Here is a 23,952-nt window from a genome sequence, read left to right as displayed (position 1 = left end):
GCGGTATTTGCTAAGTTGCTTTAATTGCTTCCCTGTAATCGCTGCTCTCTTTACAATGCCCCGAAACGAAATCGTTTCCAGGCCGAAGTACTAGGCTCCAGGTCGGCAGGCATGGGATTTGCCTGCCTCCCGACATCAACGCCCGCCACCGCGCAGACAGACAACCGCATGGTCCAGCCCCTGAAGACAACCAAGCTTTTCCTCTCCTGCCTGTTGGGCGCGACCCTGGCCCACGGCATTCCGGCTGCCGCCGAACACGCCTTTTCGCTGTACGACACACCCAAGTACGGCCCCGGCTTTACGCACTTTGACTACGTCAACCCGGATGCGCCCAAGCGCGGCACGCTGTACCTGGCCAATCCCGACCGCCGCACCAGCTTCGACAAGTTCAATCCCTTCTCGCTCAAGGGCGTGGCCGCAGCCGGCGTGGAGCCGTTCATGTTCGAAACCCTGGCCGTGGGTTCGGCCGATGAAGTCGCTTCCATGTATGGCTTGCTGGCCGACGACATGGTGCTGGCGCCGGACCGGCGTTCCATGCGTTTCCATCTCAATCCCAAGGCGCGCTTCAACAATGGCGATCCGGTCACGGCCGCCGACGTCAAGTATTCCTTCGATACGCTGATGACCAAGGGCGCGCCCCAGTTCAAGTCGGTCTTTGCTGACGTGGAGCGTTGCGTGGTGATCGATCCCATGACGGTGCGTTTCGACTTCAAGAGCGACAATCGCGAACTGCCACTGATCGTGGGCGGCTTACCGGTGTTCTCGCCCAAGTGGGGAGCCGACACGCCATTCGACCGCATTCAGCTCACCGCGCCGATTGCCAGCGGTCCCTATGCCATCGAAAGTTACGACCTGGGGCGCAGCATCGTCTATCGACGCCGCGCCGATTATTGGGGCAATGACCTGCCCTCGCGCCGCGGCATGTACAACTTCGCGCGCATCGTCTATCGCTTCTACAAGGATGACCTGGCCCGGCTGGAAGCCTTCAAGGCGGGTGAGTTCGACGTGACGGTCGAGTACAGCGCCAAGAACTGGGTCCGCGGTTATACCGGCCCCAAGTTTGCCAACGGCGAGATCATCAAGCACGCTTTTCCAAATCACAACGGCGCCAACATGCAGGGCTTCGTGATGAACCTGCGCCGCCCGCAGTTCCAGGATCCGCGGGTGCGCCGTGCGCTCGGCCTGGCGCTGGATTTCCAATGGATGAATCGCCAGCTGTTCTATGACCAGTACACCCGCGTCGATTCCTACTTCGCCAATTCTGAATTGGCCGCCACCGGCACGCCCTCGGCCGAGGAACTCAAGTTGCTGGAACCCTTGCGCGCGCAGTTGCCGGCCGCCGTGTTCGGCCCGGTCCCGGCGCAGCCCGATACCAATCCGCCCGGCTCACTGCGCGCCAACCTGATGCAAGCGCGGCAGTTGTTCCGGGAGGCTGGCTGGACCTATCGCGACGGCGCCTTGCGCAATGACAAGGGCCAGGTATTCCACATGGAAATCCTGGACGACCAGCCGGCCATGTCGCGGGTCATCAGCATCTACGTGCGCAACCTGGAAAAGCTCGGCGTGCGCGTGAACCAGCGCACGGTGGATTACGCGCTGGCGCAAAAGCTGTTGGAGAACTTCGAGTTCGATATGACCAGCCTGGCCATTCCCGCCACCAACAGTCCGGGTAGCGAGATGTTTGACATCTTCGGATCGCGCGCCGCCGATGAGTCCGGTTCCAACAATGTCTGGGGCCTGAAGAATCCTGCGGTGGACCAGTTGATCGGCAAGGTCGTGGCCGCCCGTTCGCGGGCCGAACTGCTCACGGCCACCCATGCACTGGACCGGGTGCTGCTCAATCTCTACATCACCGTGCCGCACTGGTATTCGTCCACCCACCGCATGGCCTATCGCAATCGCTTCGGCATTCCTGCGGTACTGCCCAAGTATTACGAAGCCAATCCCTTCGTGGTCAGCATGTGGTGGGAAGAAAAGCCGCGCTGACCGCGCCGCCTTCCCGCCCCCTCGACCAAGCATCAAGACCGCAGAAAGCACCTGTCATGAATATCTGGGCTTACATTCTCAAGCGCATCCTCCTGATGATCCCGACCCTGTTGGGCGTGATCGCCATTACCTTCGCCGTCATCCAGTTCGTGCCTGGCGGCCCGGTGGAACAGATGGTGCAGGAGTTGCGCGGGCGTTCCGGCGTGCACGAGTCGGCCGGTGGCGGTGGCGCCTATCGCGGCCGCCAGGGGGTGGATCCCGAACGGGTCAAGGAGATCAAGGCCTTGTACGGTTTCGACAAGCCGCCCCTGGAGCGTTTCTGGCTGATGTTGAAGGGCTTCGCCACCTTCGACCTGGGGCGCAGCTTCTATCATCATGCCGATGTCTGGGCATTGGTGAAGTCCAAGATGCCAGTGTCCATCAGCATCGGCTTGTGGACCTTTTTCATTACCTATCTGATCTCGGTGCCGCTGGGCATTGCCAAGGCGGTGCGCGCGGGCAGTCGCTTTGATTCCATCACCAGCGCGGTGGTACTGGTGGGCTACTCGATTCCCGGGTTCGTCTTGGGGGTGTTCCTGCTGGTGGTGTTCGGCGGCGGCAGTTTCCTGCAGTGGTTCCCACTGCGTGGTTTGACCTCTGACAACTGGGAGCAACTGTCCTGGTTCGGCAAGATCAGCGACTATCTGTGGCACATCACCCTGCCCATCATCGCATCGGTGGCCGGTGCCTTTGCCACCATGACCATGCTCACCAAGAACACCTTCCTCGAAGAAATCCGTAAACAATATGTACTCACTGCTCGCGCCAAGGGCTTGTCGGAACGGCGGGTGCTCTACAAGCACGTCTTTCGCAATGCCCTCATCCCGCTGGTGACCGGTTTCCCGGCAGCCTTCATCGGCGCTTTCTTCGCCGGCAGCCTGCTGATCGAAACCCTGTTTTCGCTCGACGGACTGGGCTTGCTGTCGTATGAATCGGTGCTGCGCCGCGACTATCCGGTGGTCATGGGCACGCTCTACCTGTTCACCCTGATCGGTCTGGTGGTCAAGCTCATCGGTGACCTCTGCTATGTCTGGGTCGATCCCCGCGTGCAATTTGAAAGCCTGGCGAAATGAATTCCGTATCTCTTTCCCCCATGCCCGCCACGTCTTCCACGCCCTCCATCTCGCCCGGCCGCCGCATCTGGCTGCGCTTTCGCGCCAACCGCACCGGCTACTGGAGCTTGCTGATTTTTTCAGTGCTGTTCGTACTGAGCCTGGGCGCCGAACTGTTCTCCAACGACAAGCCGCTGGTGGCCAGCTACCAGGGCCATATCATCTTTCCGATGTTCAAGGATTATTCGGACAAGAGCTTCGGCGGTGACTTCGATACCCCGGCCGATTACCTTGATCCCTTCATCCAGGGCCAATTCAAGAAGAACGGCAACTGGGCGCTCTACCCGCTGAACCGCTACAACCACGAAACCCTAAACTATTTCGCCAAGTCACCCAACCCGGCCCCGCCCTCGGCCGACAACTGGCTGGGCACGGATGATCGCGGCCGTGACGTGTTTGCCCGGCTGCTCTACGGTTTCCGGCTCTCGGTCCTGTTCGGCCTGGCATTGACGGCCATCGGCGTGGTGCTGGGCGTGCTGGCCGGGGCGATCCAGGGCTACTTCGCCGGCCGCACCGACCTGGTGATCCAGCGCCTGCTGGAAATCTGGGGGGCGATGCCGGAGCTGTATCTGCTGATCATCTTCTTTTCGATCTTCCAGCCCAGCCTGCTGGTGTTGCTGGTCTTGATGGCAGCCTTTGGCTGGATGGACCTGGCCGACTACCTGCGCGCCGAGTTCCTGCGCAATCGCAACCTCGACTATGTGCAGGCGGCGCGTGCCATGGGCTTGTCCAACCGCCAGATCATCTGGCGCCACGTGCTGCCCAATAGCATGACCACGGTGGTGACCTTCCTGCCGTTTCGCATGAGTGCTTCCATCCTGGCGCTGACCAGCCTGGACTTCCTCGGCCTGGGCGTGCCGCCGTCCACCCCCAGCCTGGGCGAACTGCTGTCGCAGGGCAAGAACAACCTGGACGCCTGGTGGATCGCCCTGTCGACCTTCCTGGTGTTGACCGTCACGCTGCTGTTGCTGACCAATATCGGCGATGCCCTGCGCAACGCCCTGGATGTACGGAGGAAGGCATGAGCGTGCCATTGCTGGAAGTGAAGGAATTGACGGTGCGCTTCGGTGACACCGTGGTGGTGGACCGGGTCAGCTTTGCCATCGCCCCTGGCGAGAAATTCGCGCTGGTGGGCGAATCCGGTTCGGGCAAGACGGTGTCATCGCTGGCCGTGCTGCAACTGAACCAGGATGCGCGCTATGAAGGCAGCATCCTGCTCGATGGCCAGGATGTGCTCAAGAAAAGCGAGCGCCAGATGCAGCAGGTGCGCAGCAACGATGTGGCGATGATCTTCCAGGAGCCGATGACGGCCTTGAATCCGCTCTTCACCATCGGCAACCAGATCGCCGAGGTGCTGATGCACCACGAAGGCATCTCTGCGCGCGAGGCCGCCAAGCGCGCCGTCGCGCTGCTGGAAAAGACCGGCATCGCCGAACCTGCGCGGCGGGCGCTGGCCTATCCGCATGAACTCTCGGGTGGCCAGCGCCAGCGCGCCATGATCGCCATGGCGCTGGCCTGCAAGCCCAAGCTGCTGATCGCCGACGAACCCACCACGGCGCTGGATGTGACCATCCAAGTGCAGATCCTGGCGCTGCTGAACCAGTTGCAGCGCGAAGAAAACATGGCCGTGCTCATCATCTCGCACGACCTGAACCTGGTGCGCCACTTCGCCGACCGAGTGGGGGTGATGGAGCAGGGCAGGCTGGTGGAAAGCGCCAGCGTGACGGAACTGTTCGCCCATCCCCAGCAACCCTACACCCGCAAGCTGCTGCAAAGCCACCCGCAGCGCAATGCCGCCGAGCTGGCAGCGGATGCGCCGGTGCTGCTGCAGGCCGAACAGTTGCGCTGCACCTACCAGATCAAGCAGGGCTGGTTTGCCAAGCGCGCCTTCCATGCAGTCGATGGCATCGACCTGCAATTGCGGCGCGGCCAGACCCTTGGCATCGTGGGCGAATCCGGTTCCGGCAAGTCCACGCTGGGCATGGCCTTGCTGCGCTTGTCAGGGGCCAGCGTGGAGGGCCGCATCCGCTTCGACGGCCAGCCCATTTCCGAGCGCAGCAGTCGCGCCTTGCGGCCCTTGCGCGCGCGGATGCAGGTGGTGTTTCAGGACCCGTTCGCCTCGCTCTCGCCGCGCCGCACGGTGGAGCAGATCGTCGGCGAAGGCCTGGCCCTGCATCATCCCGAGCTAAGTGCCGAGCAGCAGCGCCAGGCCATCATCGCCGCGCTGCAAGAGGTGGGGCTGACGGCCGCCGTGCTGGAACGTTATCCGCATGAATTTTCCGGTGGCCAGCGCCAGCGCATCGCCATCGCCCGCGCCCTGGTGCTACAGCCCGAACTGCTGCTGCTGGACGAGCCGACCTCGGCCCTGGACGTGACCGTGCAGCAGCAGGTGCTGCAACTGTTGGCCGAGCTGCAGCGCCGGCATGGACTGGCCTATCTCTTCATCACCCATGACCTGGCCGTGGTGCAAGCCATGGCGCATGAGGTGATCGTGATGAAGGATGGCAAGGTGGTGGAAAGCGGCCCCGTAACCCAGGTGCTGCAACAGCCGCAGCAGGAGTACACGCGCCGCCTGGTGGCGGCAGCCACCTACGCGCAGGCGACGCACTGAGCTCTGATATCTGAGTTCTGACTTCTTATTTCTAAGGCTCACGCCGCCGCGCTTCTTTTCAGGAAAAGAAAAACCCGAAGTCGGATCAGCGCCGGCTTCGGGTCCATGTTTGTTGCCACTACCTTGTTTTCTCGTGCCTGAGGCGCGTTTCTGGTTTCTTATGATGGGCGGTCAAGCCGCCCGGGTCTCCTCCGACATCCTCGGATGATTGCTTGCGCGTGCCATTGCCCGCGCTCAGGATCAGCGGCTGGCCAGCACCTTGCGTGCCGGGGCCGGTGCGGCCTTGCGCACGGGCGCCTTGGCCGAGGCCACCTGACGACGGGCCGGGGCGGCGCGATGATGGGACGCCACGCGGGTCGGTGTCGAGCGCACAGCGGCATTGGGCACGTGCAATTGCAGGCTCTGGCCAGCGGCCAGGGTATCGCGCTTCAAGCCATTCCATTCCTTCAACTGCGCCACGCTTACGTGATAGCGGCCAGCGATGCCGGCCAGGGTGTCACGCTTGCCGGCCCGCACGTAGATGCGGCGGGTTTCCGGCACGTCCGGGGCAATCGCCAGGCGGGCGTTATCGGCCAGTTCCGGGGTCAGGTCGGTGTCCAGTGCTGCAGTCTCTTCGTTCTTCGGCACCAGGATGGTGGAGCCGGCCTTCAACACCATGCGCGGCGGGATCTGGTTGACGCTGCGGATCACTTCCGGGGTGGTGCCGAACTTGCTGGCGATGGTTTCGATGCGTTCGCGGGCGCTGGAGACGGTGTGCGCGGTCCAGGTCGAGAAGGCCTGGGTCCACTTGGACATGTTGGCCTTGAATTTCTCGGCATTGCTCTCCGGCAGCAGAATCTTGGTGTCGTCGCCGCCGATGATGACGGGGCGGTTGAACTGCGGGTTCAAGGCCTTGAATTCATCGACCGACAGCTCGGCCAGTTGTGCGGCGACCTTCACGTCGATGTTGCGGGTCTTGCCGATGGTGACGAAGTAGGGCTGGTTGTCCACCTTGGGCAGGGCGATGTCGTAGGCGGCCGGGTTGGCGATGATGTTCTTGACCGCCTGCAGCTTGGGCACGTAGTTGCGGGTCTCGGCCGGCATCTGTGCCGACAGGGTATTGAAGTCGATCGGCAGGCCGGCTGCCAGATTGCGGTTCACCGCGCGCTGCACCGAGCCTTCGCCCCAGTTGTAGGCGGCCAGCGCCAGCTGCCAGTCGCCGAACATGCCGTAGAGCTTCTGCAGGTAGGTCAGTGCCGCATCGGTGGAGGCCAGCACATCGCGGCGCTCATCGGTGAACATGTTCTGCTTGAGGTTGTAGTCGCGCCCGGTGGAGGGGATGAACTGCCACATGCCGGCGGCCTTGGCGGTGGACAGCGCCTCCGGATTGAAGGCCGACTCGATGAAGGGCAGCAGCGCCAGTTCGGTGGGCATCCCGCGCTTTTCCAGTTCCTGCACGACGTGGAACAGGTAGCGCGAAGCGCGCACCGTGGTGCGCTGGATGTAGTCGGGACGGGAGCTGTACCACTGGGTCTGGCTCTCCACCAGGGCGTTATCCAGATCGGGAATCCCGAAACCCTTGCGAATGCGCGTCCAGATGTCGATATCGTTCATCCCCGGCAGGGCATTGCCGGCCAGTTCGGGATTGATTGCATTGAAGGGAGCGGGGTAGATCGAGATATCGTTGGCGTAGGAGAGCAGCGGAGTGCCAGCGCAGAACAGGGCGGCAATGGCGAATTGTTTCAAAGTACGCTGCATGAGGGCGATATCCTGTACCAGAGGCAAAAAGTTTGCGTGCGGCGCTTCCGTTGCAGAGCTGTCATGAAGCTCGACACCTCCTGCCGGCGGGACCGGAAGTCCGATCACGGGCGCGTGCAGATTAACGGTAATGCAAGGTCGGAAGCTGCGAGTTTCCCCGGCGTGGTGCCTAAGCAATGCAGGACACCGGACGGACGCCGTTGGTAAAAAATCGTAAAACGTTGGCGCCCAAATTGGGGAATTGAAGGAGTGTACGGAAGACCCTTTTCGCCAGTCAAGCAAAAATTGGCCTCTGTTACAAAGCCAAGTCCTTGATTTGGCTGGAATTTGGGGCTAAACCTCCTTCAACGTCGCTCTATCTGTAGGTATTTTTCCATTCGCGCAGGGCGGCGAAGCTGCTAACTTCGTCCAATTGCGTCAAACGCCCGGCCTTCTGCAGGGATTGCTGGATTTGCGTTTCGCCGGCGCGCAGGAAGGGGTTGGTCTGGCGCTCCAGCGCGATGGTGGTCGGTACGGTGGCTTCGCCTTTTTCTCGGCGGGCGCGTTCGCGCAGGATGCGCGCGGCCAGCTCAGCATTGCCCGGCTCGACCTCGGCGGCAAACTTCAGGTTGGACAGCGTATATTCGTGGGCGCAATAGACTTGCGTGTCGCCCGGCAGGCTGGCCAGCCGGGTCAGCGAATCGACCATCTGCGTCGGCGTACCTTCGAAGAGCCGCCCGCAGCCCCCGGCAAAGAGCGTGTCGCCGCAGAACAGCAGACCTGGCTCGGTCGAGTCCGAGTAATAGGCGAGATGGCCCAGGGTATGGCCCGGCACCTCGATGACCTGCAGCCGTAGACCCAGTGCGGGGATGTCAATGTCTTCATTCCCGTGCAGCGGGATGGTAATCCCCTTGATGCGGGACTGTTCGCGTGCCGGACCATAGACCGGTACTACCGGGAAGGCATCGCTGACCGCCTGGCGGGCCAGCTCGACCACACCGCCGACATGGTCAGCGTGATGATGAGTCAGTAGAATAGCGGCCAACGTCAGGCCCTCGGCCTGCAATGCGGCCAACACGGGGACCGCGTCGCCCGGATCGACCACGGCGGCATGGTGCCCGTCATGGATGATCCACAGGTAGTTGTCGTCGAACGCCGGTACGGCCATGACGTCCAATGAAGTTTTCTGATCTGCTTGAGCTGGCTTGGCTGGCTGGGTCATGAGCGCGAAAGAAGAGATGGCTGACAAGGCTGAAACTGCTGCGAATGTGAACAACGCCGAAATTATAGACCTGGCCGCCTGGTTGCAGACGCCCATCGGCAACTACCTGCGCCAGTGGGAGCAGCGTCATCTCAATACGCTCACGGCCGACATCTTCGGCTTCAACGCGGTGCAGATCGGTTCGCCCCAGATCCATGCGCTGCAGGCCAACCGGATGCCCTATCGCTGGCTCACCGACAACCGGATGCCGGTGGACGGCCAGTCCGAGCTGGAGATCCCCCAGGTGGTCACGCACAATTTCGGCGAGCTGCCGTTCGCCACGCAAAGCCTGGACCTGGTGGTCCTGCCGCACGTGCTGGAGTTCGCCGCCGAACCGCACCAGGTACTGCGTGAAGTGGAGCGGGTCTTGATCCCGGAAGGGCAGGTCATCATCTGCGGCTTCAACCCCAGCAGCCTGTGGGGCATGAGGCAAGCCGCCGGGCGTCTGACAGGCGCGCACTTCCTGCCGCGCGACGGCGAATTCATCCGCCTGCCGCGCCTGAAGGACTGGCTCAAACTGCTCAACATGGAAGTCAACCGCGGCCACTTCGGCTGCTACGCACCGCCTTGCGAAACCACGCAATGGCTGGACCGCTTCGGCTTCATGGAAAAGGCCGGCGACCGCTGGTGGCCCTATTTCGGCGCCGTCTATATCGTGCAGGCCATCAAGCGCGTCCCCGGAATGCGCCTCATCGGCCCGGCCTTGCAGCGCCAGAAACTGCAAGCCCCACGCGGCGTGCCGGTGACCAATCGCATCCACAGGACCGACTGAATTTACCGGGCCTCTGGCGCGATCAGGTATCATCGCGGCCCGCTTATATTGCGCACAAGTGCACAAGCAAACAAATTGAAGTGAAGAGTATGGACAAAGTAGAGATCTATTCCGATGGCGCCTGCAAGGGCAATCCTGGCCGTGGCGGCTGGGGCGCGCTGCTGGTGGCGGGCGGCAAGGAGAAGGAAATCTTCGGTGGCGAGCCCAACACCACCAACAACCGCATGGAGTTGATGGCGGTGATCCAGGCCTTGAACGCCTTGAAGCGCCCCTGCGAAGTGGTGGTCCACACCGACAGCCAGTACGTGCAGAAGGGCATCAGCGAATGGATCCACGGCTGGAAGGCGCGCGGCTGGAAGACTGCCAGCAAGGAACCGGTCAAGAACGCCGACCTGTGGCAGGCGCTGGACGCAGCTCAGCAGCAGCACCAGGTCGAGTGGCGCTGGGTACGTGGCCACAACGGTCATGCCGGCAATGAACGCGCCGACCAGTTGGCCAATCGTGGCGTGGACAGCATCAAGTAATCGATCCCGTCATTTCATTCATATCCCACTCTAACCACCCGCATTCGCATCAGCAGGAGTCATCATGCGTCAGATCATCCTCGACACCGAAACCACCGGCCTGTCGCCGCGCAACGGCAACCGCATCCTGGAAATCGGTTGCGTGGAAGTGCTCAACCGCCAGTTGTCGGGAAAGAATCTTCACCTCTACATCAACCCCGAGCGTGACTCCGAAGAAGGCGCGCTGGCGGTGCACGGCCTGACCACCGAATTCCTGGCCGACAAGCCCACCTTCAAGCAGATCGCCGCCGAGTTCCTGGACTACGTGCGCGGTGCCCAGATCATCATCCACAACGCGCCCTTCGACATCGGCTTCCTGGATGCCGAACTGGCCTTGCTGGGCCTGCCGCCGTTCAAGGAGCATGTGAGCGACGTGGTGGACTCGCTGCAGATGGCCAAGGAACTGCACCCGGGCCGCCGCAATTCTCTGGACGCCCTGTGCGACCGCTACGGCATCTCCAACGCCCACCGCGTCCTGCACGGCGCGTTGCTGGATGCGGAGTTGCTGGCCGAGGTCTACCTGTCCATGACGCGCGGCCAGAACTCGTTGACCATGGACCTGGGCGCCGAGGAAGACGTCACCGAAGGTGAAGACGGCAAGCTGGAACTGGCGCCGCTGGCCGAGGTAATCGTGGTCACGGCCAGCGAGGAAGAGCTGGGGCTGCATGAAGAGGTGCTCAACCAGCTCGACAAGGAAGCGCGCGGCAGCTGTGTCTGGCGCTTCGAACCGCCGACCGCGGAAGCGGGCGAGCAGGCGGCTTGATCAAGCTCGCGGACCAGAAGAGTGTGGCCTGCTGGCAGCAGGATTTTGCATGGCGATAAAAAATGAAGAATTATTTACGAGGTGCTTGCACACATTCAAAAAGCTTGGCATAATCTTGTCTCTCGATTGGCGCAGCAGCAAAAAGCCAGTTGAACTTGGAAGGTTAGCTCAGTGGTAGAGCACTGCATTCACACTGCAGGGGTCGCAAGTTCAAACCTTGCACTTTCCACCAAAATTCAGAAAAGCCCGCCTTGTGCGGGCTTTTTGCATTTCTGCTTTCGTTTCTTGTCTGTGCGATGTGCGCGATCCGTTAAGCTAGCGCCCATCCCTCCAGAACCAGAATCAGGACCCGAACCCGCCATGCACGACATCATCTGCCCCCACTGCGGCAAAGCCTTCAAGATCGATGAAGCCGGTTACGCCGACATCCTTTCGCAAGTCCGCGACAGCGCCTTCGAGCAGCAATTGCACGAGCGCCTGGAACTGGCCGAGCAGGACAAGCGCAATGCCATCGAGCTGGCGCGGGCCAAGGCCGAGGCCGAGTTGCAGAAAGCCGCAGCGGCCCGCGACGCCGAAATCCAAGAGTTGAAGGCGCGCCTGGAAGCCGGAGAAATGGCACAGAAGATGGCCGTGGCCGACGCCATGGCCAATGTCGAGCGCGAGCGTGACAAGCTGGCCAATGAGCTTGAGCAGGCCAGGAAGGAAAAGCTCGCCGACCAGCAGCTGGCCGAAGCCCGCCTGGCCCAGCAATTGCAGCAGACCGTCAGCGAGAAGGATGCCGAGATCCAGGCCTTAAAGGCCAAGATGGATTCCATCGCCCTTACCCAGAAACTGGCTGTAAACGAAGCTGTCGGCGTGGTGGAGAAGGAGCGCGACGAACTCAAGAGCAGCCTGATGCGCGCCGAACTGGAAAAGCAGTTGGCCGAGAAATCACTGAAGGACAAATACGAAACCCAGTTGAAGGACCGCGAAGACATGATCGAGCGCCTGCGCGACATGAAGGCGCGGCTCTCCACCAAGATGGTCGGTGAAACCCTGGAGCAGCACTGCGAGACCGAGTTCAACCGCATCCGCGCCACCGCCTTCCCGCGCGCCTACTTCGAGAAGGACAACGATGCGCGCAGCGGCAGCAAGGGCGATTACATCTTCCGCGATACGGATGAAGCCGGCACCGAGATCGTCTCCATCATGTTCGAGATGAAGAACGAGAACGATCACACCGCCACCAAGAATCGCAACGAAGACTTCCTCAAGGAACTGGACAAGGACCGCCAGGAGAAAGGCTGCGAATACGCCGTGCTGGTGTCGATGCTGGAGCCGGACAGCGAGCTCTACAACACCGGCATCGTGGACGTGTTCCATCGTTATCCCAAGATGTACGTGGTGCGTCCGCAGTTCTTCATTCCCATCATCACGCTGCTGAGGAACGCCGCGCTCAATTCCCTGAAATACAAGACCGAACTGGCGCTGGTGAAGGCGCAGAACATCGACATCACCAACTTCGAATCCGAGCTCGACACCTTCAAGGCGGCCTTCGCCAAGAACTACGACCTGGCTTCGCGCCGCTTCCAGACCGCCATCGATGAGATCGACAAGTCCATCGACCACTTGCAGAAGACCAAGGAAGCCTTGCTCGGCACCGACCGCAACCTGCGCCTGGCCAATGACAAGGCGCAGGATGTCACCATCAAGCGCTTGACCCGAGGCAATCCGACCATGGCGGCCAAGTTTGCCGAGATCAAGAAGGAGCAGTCCGAGGACGGGCAGTGATGGTCTTGCTTGCCGTGACGGCCTGAAGCGCTTAGAGCAATTAAAGCGCTTAAAGCGATGCAATCAGGCTGGCGCCGCAGGCCGTTGTATCTCCGTGATAGGCGACTTGTTTGCCATGATGTTTGCGGGCGCTGTTGCCGCCGCCTGGCTGGATGGCGAATTGTCCCTTGCACTTGGGGCAGGTCGTCATATCCCCTTCAAGCGCAACGCCTTTGCCCATGGCCTTGAGCGTATCGCTGGCTGAAATCACTTCGCCGCCGTGGGAGGTCTTGTCACCGAGGCGGATCACGGCTCTACCTTGTTGGTCTTTCATGGGGGGCTTTCAGTGGAGGCGGGGAGGGATGTCTTGTGCCCAGAGATGTGCGTTGGCGACGGGGTCTTTTTCACCGCGCCATGCGTCTATTCCTCTGCCAGGGTCATGGGGGTACTCGCCTCGTTCGATGGCAAGCAAGGTGTCCCCCCAGCCGCTTGGGGTACTACCGCGTGGCTCATCGAAAGGGTCGTCAGGTTCGATGCTGCTGACTTCTTCGACTGCTAGCGGCCAGACAGGATTTCGGCAAGTCCACAAGGCTAGGAGACGATGGGCGGTTAGCAGCAGGATGAAGGGCATCATCGAGACGCGATATGCGACGCTGGCACAAGGAGCGAATTCGTAAAGACAGAACAGAAAGCTTTCCAGCATGGTCTCTCGTTCTTTGTAGAAGAGCGGAGGTTTGGGTAATTCGGCCGGACCGCGGTTCATGTACCAGCACCAATAGTTCCATTGCGATAGCAGGCTTTGGAGATTTTCATTCCCTTCCCACGTTCGGCCGATTGCGAAAGCGCGGATGATATTGCCGTGCTCATCGACTTCATAGTGTCTTATATGGTATGCGGGTCTGTTGTTGACCATGCGTCTGTGGATACAAAAGATCGCCTTCTCGTCCCACGCAATCTCCCACGTGAAGTCGCCTTGGTCCGGCTTGGCTAGGAAACGGCGATGGCGGATCGCATAGACTTTTTTCTCCTTACGATTGAAACGAATAGGGCGGCGCTTTAGGGAAAAGAACTCATCTCGACCGTACTTGAACGTTAAATACGCGAAGATAGCTGAGCCACCCATCAATACGAAATACGCAATTCCTAAGCTGAGAACAAATTCCCTGGGTGGATGAATCAACGTGTAACCAATTAGCCACAATGGGGCGATTACTCCAATGCAAGAAGTAAGTACTCCAGCAGCATGCCACTGCCGATCTCTATGCGGCTGATCAGTGACATCCATATATGTAGAGTTAAGGCGGAATAGGGTGCCAGTGTCCTTGCATTCCGGACTTACTGGTTCGTGGATTGATAGCCGGTGTCGCAGATCCCATGCGGGAATTTGACTTCCGGCCTTATACGAAAAGACGCGCTCATCCATAATTAGCCACCGAAAATCTGATTGAAAGCATTTATCTGCTCTTCGAATGAACTGTATTTTTCCTTTGAGGAAAAATCACATCGAGAAATCCAAGTCTTTAATTGACTGTTATTAACCATAGCAATGGATGCGCTGATAGCGAAGGACACAATCAACAGCGGTGTCCATACGGCGGCGATTGAATAATAAGCAGCGAAGGCGATGCCGATTCCTGATAGACCGTTCAGCCCATAAAGAGTCATAAGGAGATAGTTCTCGTCTCTGTATGCGGGGAAAGCATTAAATGCCAAATCAAAAAGGCTGGCTAAAATGCCTGCACCCGCTCCGGCCATACGAGCACCTTTTAATAATGTACTCCCCCATTTTTTTTCTATCGCCCATTGGCCACGAATAAAAACAGCCAACGGGTGCTCCACTGATTTTTGAAGACTTGCGGCGGCAGTTTCGACAATCGTCGCACTTAAGCTGATGATCGCCAATGTTGTTTTCACACGAGTTTCCACCTGATTGAACTGATCATTTCCCACCAAATCCTTCATCGCAAAATTCAGCGCCACCATCTGCACAATCATGGTCACCACTCCAAGTTTGAAATCTCGTGGCGCCCCGGACCCCAGCCATTTCTGCGTCATGGCAAAGCCCGGAAGTCCAATTCCCTTGATGCTCCCCGGCGCAATTCGTCCCTCCTTCTCCAGCCTGGCGATATCCAGTTCGTAGACGACATGCTTCTCCACTTTGGCTCGCTTGATTGCCCTGCCAGCCTCGGTGCGCGCATCGGCCCTGGTTTTCTGTCGGGTGGTCTCCAGTTTGATGCCTTTCTCTTTCGCTTCTGCGATCGCCCATCTGGCTACATCGGCGCTGCTCATGTTGCTGACCTTGATGGCAACGCCTGCCATCAATTGAAGATGAATCTGCACCAGCCCCTTTGCCAGTAAGCTGCCACTCTCGCTGATGGCCTTGGCAATGACGTTGCCTGTTGTCAGTGCCAGGCGGTCGATCAATTGTTCCGCGTGGCCGGCGTTGTGCAACCTCTCAATGGCGCCCTTGTAGATGTTGAGGATGTTCTCAATCTGGATATCGCTGCCCTTGAGCTGTACTTCTGTGGCCGCGATGATGTCGGCCTGGTTGAGCAGCAAGGCACGGCCATACAAGTTCCGAGTGTCCTTCAGATTGTCACTGGAGATCCAGCGCATGAGCTGTTCAATACAAGGCTTGGAGCAGGCGGCCTTGCCGATGCATTGCGACATCGATTCGCTATAGGCATAACCACTGCGGATGTCAGCGTCGTCATGAACACCCTCCATCCAGTTGGCCAATTGCTCGCTCTTGAGCCATCCGACATGGGCCATCAGCAGTTGCAAGAGCTGCGGCTCGAATTGCTTGAGCGCAGCGTCGTAGATCGCCGGAAAGGCCTTGAGTGCCGCTTCGTCCAGCGTCGGTTTTCCATTGTCATGGGTCAATTCATGCCAGGCATCATCGGCCGCTGCCTGCTGGCGCCCGGCCAGGTCCTCGCCGTATTTCTTGCGCTGTTCATGGAGCTTCTTCTCATGACGGTTTATCCCGCCCAGCTTGAACATGGCGCCCAAGGTCTTCAAGCCGTTGTAGACATCGCCATCAGGATGATGCGCGGAAGCCTCTGCGACCGCATCGCTGAAGAGCACTTCCTGGCGGGCTTCCTGGCGTACGTGGTGCTCGGTCAGCGCGAGCAGGTCAGCAATCATCTTGCGCTGATGCAGCTTCTCATCGAACCCGGCTTGTAGATCCGGTATCGTCAATTCACTCAAGTCATTGGTCATTCCCACCGGATCATTGAGCGCGGCAATGTAGCCCTTGTGATGCGGCCCGTGCTCCGCCATGATCGCCTTGAAACGCACGGCCGTGGCGAGCTTGCGTGTCTCGGATTCAATGGGCGTGTTGCTGAAGGCGTAGGCCTTTTTCATGGCGGCTTCGTCCGCCACAAAATGCGCCACCTTGTCCGCACTCGCGTTGAATTCCCCGGTATGGGCTGCATCGCCAGCCAACATTGCCGGGATGTCGATGCACTGCATGTGCTTCTTGCGCCACCCCGCGTCACTGACCTTCTTGAGCAAGGCCTTGGTCCACTGCACGTTGGACCAGCCTATCCAGAAATTACCTGCCGGATCGGCTGCCGTATGAACGATGTCCACACAATAGGCCCGCACCAGCTCGCCCGTGTCAACACAGGCAAAACGGATCTTCGCCGGATGTGGCGGCTTGTACTCCAGCGGATAATTCCAAAGATGTCCGGTCGGCATGACCACATAAGCCTTGAGTCGTCTCCGCTTCTCGTCATAGGTATAGAGATAACCGGCACGCAGCGCACGCAAGGTGTATTTCGCCGCGCCGACGGCCTGCGGGGCGCCTTCGATCTTGAAATGGCCGGACAAGCCCGGTACGCCCGCCGCACCATAAGGACTGGCCACCGCATAGCGGACCGGATAGATCAGCAAGCCTTTCTTGTCACAAAAATTGCATCCGTTCATTGTGCTGCTCCTGTAGAAGGGGACATCAGGTGGCGCACTGCCTCCATCTGTCGGTAATCGTCGGGGCCGAGACGCTGTAGCAGGGTGCTCCAGTTGATCTTTCCGCGGGCTAGCGCAGGCCAGGCGTCGTACAGTGGGGGATGATCCAGAAACGCGCTGCCATAGCGCAGGCAAAGCAGGGCGTACTCCATCAGCTCGCCAGGGTCGGTGAGCTTGAGCACTTGCCGGCCTCGCATCAGAGCGGCCTCCGCGCGCCGCTGGTAGAGGAGGATTTCCGAGGGCGTACGGTCCGCCAGATTGTCGGTCAGGCGCCGCAGGACCATGTCGAGCACATCGCAGTGCGCCAGGCTGCTCCATTGGTTGGCGGTGGGCCAGGCCGGCCGGCTGCCGCCCAGCACGTCGATCTCCGCGCCGGGACCGGCCACGCTCCACCAGTGGCCGCACCAGGGAAAGCGCCATTGCGTCACCGGCCCCAGCAAGGCGCTGCTCTGTTCGGCTGAGAACAAGTGCATGGTCAGTGCAAAGACGCGCGGGTCGTAATAGCGCCAATAGACCGCTCGCCCCTCCGGGCCGGGGCCGATCAGGAAGCGCGTGATGGCCCGCTTGAGCAGCTCCAGGTCGGCGTCAGTGTCCAGCCAGGCGCACAGTATCGGCGGTTCATCCTCCAGTGGTGCGAAGCGCAGCCCAGTGCTTACCCACTTCTGCTGGGTCGGGGAGAGTGCGCTCATGTCGATGAGGCGCGGCGTCAGGTCGTCCGCATCCTTGATCCGGCCGACCTCGCAGAGCTGCATGGGCAGTTCCTGCCACGGCGAACGGGGATCCAGATTGGCCGATTCCAGCAGCACATAGCCGCTGGTGATGCATTCGGTGGGAAATGAAATGGCTTGCATGTGAACTCTCTTGCGATCAGGACAGTGCGACGCTGGCACTACCGGACTGCGCTGCGCCACTGGCGCGGGCAGGACAGAGTCGCGCACCGGGGAACTCGACGGGCTTGGCCTGTGGGCCCAAGGTCTGGTGGTCGGCGGCATGGATGTGGTGCGCACCCTGCGTGAAGCCGGTGATGCCCTCTGCGATCACCAGTTCGCTGCCGCCACCGTTCAGACGGATGCCTTTCTTGGCCTTGAGATTGATCCAGTCGCGGGTGCTGATGATGTCCACCACTTTCTGCGCCAGCAGTTCCATGCCATCGTTCTGCGCCTGGATTTCCACCCGGCCGCTGGCAGCGATCAGCTTGGCGCCGAGGCGATAGGCCAGCAGCGAAAGTTTTTCGGCGGCGCTGGCAAAGAAGGATTTGCCGGCAGCGACCGAGACATGGCTGCCGGCTGTCAGCGCGGCGTGTTCGGCACTGGCCAGATGGGTGGAGGCGCCGGAGCTGGCTTGGATGCCGCTGGGGCTGGAGAGGACCAGGTTCGGTTCGCTCAGTTCAGGGAAGCGCCCCTCCTGGGCGCTGCCTTCTCCCTTGATGGCCTCGTTCTGGGCCTCGATGGCCTGTGCCGCGTCGTGTTGGTCGGCATCCCGGTCCTGGGCCTGGTGCTCCTGGGCCAGCTTGCTCAGGCTCTCTATGGTGCCGCGTGCCTGAGTCAGGCGAGCGACGGTTTCGCCCATGTCGGTGATGTGGCCGCGCGCCTTGGGCCGGGGCTCGCTGGTGAGCACCAGGCCTTTTGCGGCCCGCAGCACGCCATGGGCATCGGTGCGCAGCTCGAAGCCTTCGCCCCTGGCCTCCTGGCGCCCAGCATGGCGTTCGATGCGGGTGACATGGCCCAGCGCCAACTGGCTGTCGAAGGCATCGCTGCGCACCTGGGTCTGGATGGCGTCATGGGTGTCGTCAAAGAGCACGTGGCCGGATCGCCCACCCGGCGCATTGCCCGCCTGCGGCGCCAGCTCGCGGCTGCGCAGGCCGGACAAGGCGGCCTGTGACGGCAGCTCCCACGGCGGCATGTTGCGCTGGTTGACCACCGAGCCGGTGATGATGGGGCGATCAGGATGGCCACCCAGCCATTGCACGATCACCAGTTGCCCGATGCGCGGCACCGCCACCAGGCCCTGTTGGCTTCCGGCCCAACTGCTGGCCACCCGCATCCACGCCGAACTGTGTTCATCGTTGCGGCCGATCTGGTCCCAGTGGAACTGCACCTTGACGCGGCCATATTCATCCACATGCAGGTTCTCACCGGCAGGGCCGACCACGGTGGCGGTCTGGATGCCATGCAAGAGCGTGGGCTGGCTGTAATAGCCACGGCCAGGATGCCAGGGGATGTGCTTGCGCACGCAGCGCACGCGGTTGGTGTAGAACGCCGGCGTCTCGGCGTCCTGCAGATAATTGTTGGTCGCACTGTGCTCGACGCTCACGATCAGGAATTCCTGGTCGCGAGTGCCATCGTCATGGCCTCTGGTAGGCTGCTTTGAGAAGTGACCGGTCAGGCGAAAGCTGCGTCCCGGCTGGAGCAAGCGACAATTGCCCGCGCCCTCGAATAACTGGGCCGATGCCTCGAATTCTTCTATGCGCAATCGGCTTTGTCGGTCGCCGTCCTCGCGGTCGGAAAATCCATAGGCACCCGTGTATTCGTAATGTTCCACCGGCACTACCGCACCCTGTTTGTTCAGCGTGGGCACATCCACCTGCTGTGGCTGTGCTGCCTTGAAGTCGTAACTGGAAAGACGCGTGCTGGACGGCTGGAACCGGCGCACGGTGGACCATTGCGCGATGCCGTCTTCTTCGATGGCGCCACCGTGGTGCTGGAACGGGATTTGTCCTGTGCCATCGATGGGTTTGGCATAGGTCGAATCATCGGCCAGTCGCAACTGATGGCCGTTGGCCTGATGTTCGTAGTAGTAATGCCAGCCGGCCTCTTCCCAGCGACGATGCAGCATATTGCTGTCGCTCTCGTTGAACTGGAACATCTCGGTACGCACCGGGTCGCCATGCCGCAACTGGCAATCCCAGTGCGCGTGCGTGCGGTAGTCGTTGAACAGTTCGGCACTGAGACCTTCCAGCGAAAGCTGGTGGAAGATGCGGTTGTTCCGGCGTGCCGCCAACAGGGCCAGCCAGGGTGCCAGCCGGGCTTCATAGAAGGCGATGCCGCCGTCGCTGCGCAGCAAGGCGAAGCGATCGACATAGCCGGTGAAGTAGCGGTGCGTGCCATCGGCGCGGGTCAATGTCACGCACAGCAGCTTGCCCATCATGGCGTGCAGTTCGATGCCGGCGTCGTCGCTGAGTAACTCCAGCGTATAGCTGAAATCGCGGCTCAAGGCCTCGCTGGCCTCCAGACGATTGACCAGCAATGCGGCCGCGGGGCCATCGTCATGGATGAAGCTGAGTTGCAGGATGCGGTTGTGCTGGCGCTGCCGGATGATGGCTTCCCAGCGGGTCGTGCGGTGCGGCATGTGAGTCCTTCTGCGGGAGGTGGGTTTCCCGTAGAAAGCGGAGGCAGGTCGTGCTGGCCAGTATCGGGAAAGCGCAGATGGTTACATGAGGCCTGCACGAAGTCTGTTGAAATGCTTCGAGAAATGCTGCGTTTTCCGCAAGGAGAAGGCAGCCGGTAATCCTCCACATTCACAACGTATCCCGGCATAACGCCATATCAAAAGATTGATGCATTCAGGAACAATCATCCCAAGAACACACTGCATGAGAAGCGCTCCATGCAGTCCACATTAAGCCGCCATCATTAAGCCGCCATCAATTCCCTCTTCGCACAATCGTTCAAGACAACATCTCGCGTCATCTTCAGACTTTGCTTGCCCGATGCCGGTGGCATGGTCGGCATTGGTGGCGTAGAGCTTAACTTTTTGACGGATGATGGATGATATGAAAGACGATACTTTGCTGAGGGCAATGACACGAGGCCCGGTAGGGCGCTCCCTGCTCAGGGCAGCGCCGACTGCGCTGGGCATAGTCCCGGTGGCCATGCTGTGCGGTGTTCTTGCTGCGCAGTCTGGTTGGGATGGGGTGGATGTGTTTCTCTTTAGTGCCTTCGGTTTTTCGGGGAGTGGGCAACTCGCCTTGCTGCCGTTGGCTGGGCAAGGGCTGGGTGTGCTGACGATGTTGCTGATGGCGCTATCCATCAACAGCCGATATATTCCGATCGCCTTTGCCACCGCCAATCGACTGCCATCGGCCAGACTGCCCCGGATATTGACCGCCCATATGCTGGGTGACGAAGCCTATGCCGTGGAACAGGAGCGGGATTGCAGCGTGGCTGTGGTGACGATCCGGTTGTCGATCTATGTGGTGTGGGTCCTGTCCAACATGTTGGGGGCATGGATGTTCAGTTCGATCCCGGAAGAACTGATCAATGCTCATTTCAATCTGGCTTTTCCGGCCAGTGCAGTGCTGCTCGTACTCTCTCTGCGCCAGCTCCAGGCTCGTATCGCTGGTAGCGTCGCCCCATGGACACGGCGAACCTGCGAAATTGCGGTGTGCGTTCTGGTCGCGATATTTTTTTGCCTGCTGTTGGGGAAGCTCTGGTTCTGGTTACCCAGTATTGCGTTCACTACCTGGCGAATGAGGGAGGTCTGTGCATGAACTTCACATCCAATGAAATGGCGATATGCGCATTGTCGATGGCCAGTGTCATGGTCCGAGTACTCCCGGTATTGCTGCCAATTCGCTTCAGCAAGAGCACACGGTCGATGCTGGAGCGGGAATTGCCGCTTGCCGTCTTTCTTAACTTTTCTGTCTATATTGTCTGGGCGGAGATTCAGGCAGCGCCGGTCCCGGCGATAGCGGCCATTGCAGTGGCCGCTGTTGTGACCCTCTCGACTAGACTGGATCTGATATTGATCACAGCATTATCGACTGCCATCTATGGCATGGCCGGGTCGATTTGAGTTCTCGCCAGCGGGCAGGCGATATGCCATAGGTGTTGACGAACTGTCGCGTCATATGGCTTTGATCTGCAAATCCGGCAATTGCCGAACTTTCTGCGAGAGATCGCCCATTGCTTATCAAGCGGCGAACGAGATCCAGGCGTCGCATGGTCAGATAGCGATAGGGGCTGGTGGCGAAGCAGCTTCGAAAATCCCTGCACAGATTCCAGCGATCTCGACCGGTGATCCGTGCCAGCTCATCCAGGGTCACCACCTTGTCCAGATTGTCGTGGATGTATTCACGGGCCAGGTGAGCTGATCGCCGGTCGCCCCGATTGGGCTGGTGCGTGAGCCGCGATAGGGATTGCAGTGCATTGGCCACATTCATGAGGTGGTGATCTCGTTCCAGCGGGCTGTGCCGTACCGCGATGTCGGACAGAAGCCGGCGTGTTGCGTGATACAGGGATGGATCCTTGCTCACGCCATCGTCGATGTACGGCAAAGGAGCATTGCCCAGAATCTGCTGCAATACCGCAGGTTCTATATAGGCAATCCGATAGAGAAAACCCGCGGCCGTCCCCGCTTTTCCGTCATGCAATTCATCCGGGTGAATGACCATGGTCTGGCCGGGAAGACTGGTGCGCGCCTCTTTTCGATAATGGAAGCGTTGAACGCCAGCCAAGGTGATGCCAATGGCATAGGTATCATGGCGATGAGGTTCATATCCATGCCCCTGGAAGAAAGCCTCGATGCGTTCCAGACCGGCACCGTCATCGGAGCGCAAGATCCTGTCTTCAGTCATTCTTGCGCCAGCCTGCTTGCCATTGTTCATGGTTCATTGTTTCCAGCTGGTAGATAAGGTCAAAGGATGTTCTGCGGCTGATGGAATGTCTTTTGCTTCCAGTTCATTTTTTTTTGTCTTCCCATCGCTGTGGCTCCCTATGCGATCCATTAAAGAAATTCGCTAGTTATGCCGTTTGCTGAAGAACTTCTCCAGCGATGGGTGAAGCAAAATGACTTATTTCAGAACTTTTTCTACCTGCAGCACAATTGCGTTTCAGGCAAGGCAAACTTTCGTAGTCAGCTTGCTTTCCTAAGGCAACATGACAAGGAAGAGCTTCCCGCTAATGTTCGTTGCTGGAATCAGTGCAGTGAATAATCAAGGAATTCCTCGCGCAAGGCGCCGTAGAGTCGGCGATAGTATTGCAGCCGGCGCGCGCTATGTGCTTGCCACTCTGGCTTGGGCAGGTAGCTATCCAGGACGGGGGGCGCCAGGCAGACCGCCTGTGCTGTTTCGCCCGTAGCAGCCAGGCGCCCCAAACGCGCCGCCCCCAGCGCCGCGCCCACTTCTGCCCCGGCATGGTGTCGCAGGGGAATCCCCAAGGCCGTCGCACACAATTGCCCCCAGAACGCACTGCGCGAGCCGCCCCCTACGAAGGCCGCACTGTGCAGCACGGTGCCAGCCGCCTGCAAGGCCGCATAGCCATCGGCCATGGCAAAGGCCACGCCTTCCATCACCGCATAGGCCAGGTGCGCCGCCTCATGTGCGGATGTCATGCCAAACAGCACGCCCTTGGCTGCGGCATCGTTATGCGGCGTGCGCTCGCCGTTCAGGTAGGGCAGGAACAGGGGCGCTTGCGCCTGCTGCGCTGGGGTCAGGCGTTCGGCAGCGCTGACCAGCTCAGGCACTTCGCGCCCCAGCACGCCGGCGAGCCAGTGCAGGCTGGCTGCGGCCGACAGGATCACGCTCATCTGGTGCCATTGGCCGGGCAGGCAGTGGCAGAAGGCGTGTACGCCCTGCTGGGAATTGGGCGCGTGCTGTGCGGTGGCGGCGAACAAGACGCCTGAGCTGCCCAGCGAGAGGAAGGCGTCGCCGGCCTGGATCACGCCGATACCCACCGCGCTGGCGGCATTGTCGCCGGCGCCCCCGGCCACCACCACCGGCGCGCTGATGCCCCATTCGCGGCGCAAGTCCTCGCGCAGGTGGCCGGCCACGGCGCTGCCTTCGACCAGGCGCGGCATGTGGCTGCGGCTCAGGCCCGTGGCGTGCAGCATCCGCTCGGACCAGTCGCGCCGGGCCACATCCAGCCACAGCGTGCCGGCCGCATCCGACATCTCGGAGACGAATTCGCCGGTCAGCTTCCAGCCCAGGTAATCCTTGGGCAGCAAGACCTTGTCGATGGCGCGGTAGACCGCCGGTTCATACTTCGACAGCCACAGCAGCTTGGGGGCGGTAAAGCCCGGCATGGCGCGATTGCCGGTGATGTCGGCGGCATCCGGGACCAGCGCTTCCAGCTCCACGCACTCGGCGTGCGCACGCATGTCGTTCCACAGGATGGCCGGGCGCAGTACGTTGCCGTTGCGGTCCAGCAGGGTGGCGCCATGCATCTGCCCCGAGATACCGATGCCGCGCAGCGCCAGGAAGGCTTGCGGGGCCGTGGCGCGTAGCGTGGCGATGGCGTCCAGGGTGGCGTTCCACCAGGCCTGCGGGGCTTGTTCGGACCACAGCGGATGCGGATGGTCCACCCGCAGCCGCGCACTGCTGGTGGCGATGATGTTGGAGTCAGGGTCGGTCAGGACCAGCTTGACTTCGGAGGTGCCAAGGTCGATGCCCAGATAGCTCAATTGGTTTCCTTTGCTT

The 23,952-nt window shown here is 60.5% G+C and carries 19 protein-coding genes and 1 tRNA gene; 11 read left to right on the top strand and 9 right to left on the bottom strand.

Going from position 1 to position 23,952, the window contains the following annotated elements; translation table 11 throughout:
• Positions 1-168: 168 nt before the first annotated feature.
• From RC54_RS18150 to RC54_RS18135, 4 genes are read left to right on the top strand one after another with little or no spacing between them, the layout of a single operon-like run.
• On the top strand, positions 169-1,986 hold the full coding sequence (locus RC54_RS18150; protein WP_061790121.1) for an extracellular solute-binding protein: 1,818 nt from the start codon (positions 169-171) through the stop codon (positions 1,984-1,986).
• Between the two features lie 56 nt (positions 1,987-2,042).
• Complete coding sequence (locus RC54_RS18145; protein ID WP_058896376.1) at positions 2,043-3,098, top strand: microcin C ABC transporter permease YejB; 1,056 nt, start codon at positions 2,043-2,045, stop codon at positions 3,096-3,098.
• The gene (locus RC54_RS18140; protein WP_061790120.1) at positions 3,095-4,162 is read left to right on the top strand and encodes an ABC transporter permease; all 1,068 of its coding nucleotides are present in this window, start codon (positions 3,095-3,097) and stop codon (positions 4,160-4,162) included. The genes RC54_RS18145 and RC54_RS18140 overlap by 4 nt, the downstream gene beginning before the upstream one ends.
• Positions 4,159-5,748: an ABC transporter ATP-binding protein gene (locus RC54_RS18135; RefSeq protein ID WP_061790119.1), complete on the top strand. Its 1,590-nt coding sequence runs from the start codon at positions 4,159-4,161 to the stop codon at positions 5,746-5,748. The genes RC54_RS18140 and RC54_RS18135 overlap by 4 nt, the downstream gene beginning before the upstream one ends.
• A gap of 240 nt (positions 5,749-5,988) precedes the next feature.
• Here the strand turns inward: RC54_RS18135 and RC54_RS18130 are convergent, their stop codons facing one another.
• Both RC54_RS18130 and gloB read right to left on the bottom strand, forming a co-directional pair.
• Positions 5,989-7,485, bottom strand: a complete 1,497-nt coding sequence (locus RC54_RS18130) for a transglycosylase SLT domain-containing protein (RefSeq protein ID WP_061790118.1) — start codon at positions 7,483-7,485, stop codon at positions 5,989-5,991.
• Positions 7,486-7,840: 355 nt separating this feature from the next.
• Positions 7,841-8,641, bottom strand: coding sequence for a hydroxyacylglutathione hydrolase (gloB, locus tag RC54_RS18125; RefSeq protein WP_061790117.1), 801 nt, complete (start codon positions 8,639-8,641; stop codon positions 7,841-7,843).
• A gap of 61 nt (positions 8,642-8,702) precedes the next feature.
• Here gloB and RC54_RS18120 point away from each other — a divergent pair, with 61 nt between their 5' ends.
• From RC54_RS18120 to RC54_RS18100, 5 genes are all read left to right on the top strand, one after another.
• The gene (locus RC54_RS18120; RefSeq protein ID WP_058896371.1) at positions 8,703-9,497 is read left to right on the top strand and encodes a class I SAM-dependent methyltransferase; all 795 of its coding nucleotides are present in this window, start codon (positions 8,703-8,705) and stop codon (positions 9,495-9,497) included.
• 89 nt (positions 9,498-9,586) lie between these two features.
• Positions 9,587-10,021, top strand: a complete 435-nt coding sequence (gene rnhA / locus RC54_RS18115) for a ribonuclease HI (RefSeq protein ID WP_017453949.1) — start codon at positions 9,587-9,589, stop codon at positions 10,019-10,021.
• Positions 10,022-10,085: 64 nt separating this feature from the next.
• Positions 10,086-10,823 carry a DNA polymerase III subunit epsilon gene (dnaQ, locus tag RC54_RS18110; RefSeq protein ID WP_058896370.1) on the top strand — a complete coding sequence of 246 codons (738 nt, stop codon included), beginning with the start codon at positions 10,086-10,088 and terminating at the stop codon, positions 10,821-10,823.
• 157 nt (positions 10,824-10,980) lie between these two features.
• Positions 10,981-11,055: transfer RNA gene (locus tag RC54_RS18105), tRNA-Val, on the top strand.
• A 128-nt stretch (positions 11,056-11,183) separates the two neighbouring features.
• Positions 11,184-12,593, top strand: coding sequence for a DUF2130 domain-containing protein (locus tag RC54_RS18100; RefSeq protein ID WP_061790116.1), 1,410 nt, complete (start codon positions 11,184-11,186; stop codon positions 12,591-12,593).
• Between the two features lie 49 nt (positions 12,594-12,642).
• Here RC54_RS18100 and RC54_RS18095 read toward each other — a convergent pair whose 3' ends face one another.
• Genes RC54_RS18095 through RC54_RS18075 form a run of 5 tightly spaced genes read right to left on the bottom strand, consistent with a single transcriptional unit; the run spans position 12,643 to position 19,886 of the window.
• Positions 12,643-12,906 (bottom strand): PAAR domain-containing protein, encoded by a 264-nt coding sequence (locus RC54_RS18095; protein ID WP_061790115.1) that lies wholly within the window; start codon positions 12,904-12,906, stop codon positions 12,643-12,645.
• 9 nt (positions 12,907-12,915) lie between these two features.
• Positions 12,916-13,995, bottom strand: coding sequence for a DUF6708 domain-containing protein (locus tag RC54_RS18090; RefSeq protein ID WP_061790114.1), 1,080 nt, complete (start codon positions 13,993-13,995; stop codon positions 12,916-12,918).
• Positions 13,996-13,997: 2 nt separating this feature from the next.
• Positions 13,998-16,499 (bottom strand): T6SS effector BTH_I2691 family protein, encoded by a 2,502-nt coding sequence (locus RC54_RS18085; RefSeq protein WP_061790113.1) that lies wholly within the window; start codon positions 16,497-16,499, stop codon positions 13,998-14,000.
• Positions 16,496-17,389 carry a DUF4123 domain-containing protein gene (locus tag RC54_RS18080; RefSeq protein WP_061790112.1) on the bottom strand — a complete coding sequence of 298 codons (894 nt, stop codon included), beginning with the start codon at positions 17,387-17,389 and terminating at the stop codon, positions 16,496-16,498. Before RC54_RS18080 ends, RC54_RS18085 begins: the two co-directional genes overlap by 4 nt.
• A 16-nt stretch (positions 17,390-17,405) precedes the next feature.
• Entirely contained in the window at positions 17,406-19,886 is a 2,481-nt protein-coding gene (locus tag RC54_RS18075; RefSeq protein WP_061790111.1) for a type VI secretion system Vgr family protein, read from the bottom strand.
• Between the two features lie 424 nt (positions 19,887-20,310).
• Between RC54_RS18075 and RC54_RS18070 the strand changes: the two genes are divergently transcribed.
• Both RC54_RS18070 and RC54_RS18065 read left to right on the top strand, forming a co-directional pair.
• Positions 20,311-21,027 carry an AzlC family ABC transporter permease gene (locus tag RC54_RS18070; RefSeq protein WP_244216370.1) on the top strand — a complete coding sequence of 239 codons (717 nt, stop codon included), beginning with the start codon at positions 20,311-20,313 and terminating at the stop codon, positions 21,025-21,027.
• Positions 21,024-21,332 carry a hypothetical protein gene (locus RC54_RS18065; protein WP_061790109.1) on the top strand — a complete coding sequence of 103 codons (309 nt, stop codon included), beginning with the start codon at positions 21,024-21,026 and terminating at the stop codon, positions 21,330-21,332. The genes RC54_RS18070 and RC54_RS18065 overlap by 4 nt, the downstream gene beginning before the upstream one ends.
• Here the strand turns inward: RC54_RS18065 and RC54_RS18060 are convergent.
• A complete protein-coding gene (locus tag RC54_RS18060) occupies positions 21,286-22,143 on the bottom strand; it encodes an AraC family transcriptional regulator (RefSeq protein ID WP_082803163.1) in 858 nt (285 codons plus the stop codon). The two genes, RC54_RS18065 and RC54_RS18060, sit on opposite strands and share 47 nt — an antisense overlap.
• Before the next feature lie 311 nt (positions 22,144-22,454).
• Entirely contained in the window at positions 22,455-23,936 is a 1,482-nt protein-coding gene (gene xylB / locus RC54_RS18055) for a xylulokinase (RefSeq protein WP_061790106.1), read from the bottom strand.
• Between the last annotated feature and the right edge of the window lie 16 nt (positions 23,937-23,952).

The sequence above is a fragment of the Herbaspirillum rubrisubalbicans genome (assembly GCF_003719195.1).
Classification (GTDB): Bacteria; Pseudomonadota; Gammaproteobacteria; order Burkholderiales; family Burkholderiaceae_D; genus Herbaspirillum; species Herbaspirillum rubrisubalbicans.
The sequence above is the reverse complement of the archived record's forward strand: the minus strand, read 5'-3'. Positions and strand labels throughout refer to the sequence as shown.

Bases quoted from the DNA above. Each gene is read 5' to 3' on its own strand.
- dnaQ (WP_058896370.1), top strand. From the start codon at position 10,086: ATGCGTCAGATCATCCTCGACACCGAAACCACCGGCCTGTCGCCGCGC.
- RC54_RS18080 (WP_061790112.1), bottom strand. From the start codon at position 17,389: ATGCAAGCCATTTCATTTCCCACCGAATGCATCACCAGCGGCTATGTG.
- RC54_RS18135 (WP_061790119.1), top strand. From the start codon at position 4,159: ATGAGCGTGCCATTGCTGGAAGTGAAGGAATTGACGGTGCGCTTCGGT.
- RC54_RS18100 (WP_061790116.1), top strand. From the start codon at position 11,184: ATGCACGACATCATCTGCCCCCACTGCGGCAAAGCCTTCAAGATCGAT.
- RC54_RS18150 (WP_061790121.1), top strand. From the start codon at position 169: ATGGTCCAGCCCCTGAAGACAACCAAGCTTTTCCTCTCCTGCCTGTTG.
- RC54_RS18075 (WP_061790111.1), bottom strand. From the start codon at position 19,886: ATGCCGCACCGCACGACCCGCTGGGAAGCCATCATCCGGCAGCGCCAG.
- RC54_RS18145 (WP_058896376.1), top strand. From the start codon at position 2,043: ATGAATATCTGGGCTTACATTCTCAAGCGCATCCTCCTGATGATCCCG.
- RC54_RS18130 (WP_061790118.1), bottom strand. From the start codon at position 7,485: ATGCAGCGTACTTTGAAACAATTCGCCATTGCCGCCCTGTTCTGCGCT.
- RC54_RS18065 (WP_061790109.1), top strand. From the start codon at position 21,024: ATGAACTTCACATCCAATGAAATGGCGATATGCGCATTGTCGATGGCC.
- rnhA (WP_017453949.1), top strand. From the start codon at position 9,587: ATGGACAAAGTAGAGATCTATTCCGATGGCGCCTGCAAGGGCAATCCT.
- RC54_RS18095 (WP_061790115.1), bottom strand. From the start codon at position 12,906: ATGAAAGACCAACAAGGTAGAGCCGTGATCCGCCTCGGTGACAAGACC.
- RC54_RS18120 (WP_058896371.1), top strand. From the start codon at position 8,703: ATGGCTGACAAGGCTGAAACTGCTGCGAATGTGAACAACGCCGAAATT.
- RC54_RS18070 (WP_244216370.1), top strand. From the start codon at position 20,311: ATGAAAGACGATACTTTGCTGAGGGCAATGACACGAGGCCCGGTAGGG.
- RC54_RS18085 (WP_061790113.1), bottom strand. From the start codon at position 16,499: ATGAACGGATGCAATTTTTGTGACAAGAAAGGCTTGCTGATCTATCCG.
- RC54_RS18060 (WP_082803163.1), bottom strand. From the start codon at position 22,143: ATGAACAATGGCAAGCAGGCTGGCGCAAGAATGACTGAAGACAGGATC.
- RC54_RS18090 (WP_061790114.1), bottom strand. From the start codon at position 13,995: ATGGATGAGCGCGTCTTTTCGTATAAGGCCGGAAGTCAAATTCCCGCA.
- RC54_RS18140 (WP_061790120.1), top strand. From the start codon at position 3,095: ATGAATTCCGTATCTCTTTCCCCCATGCCCGCCACGTCTTCCACGCCC.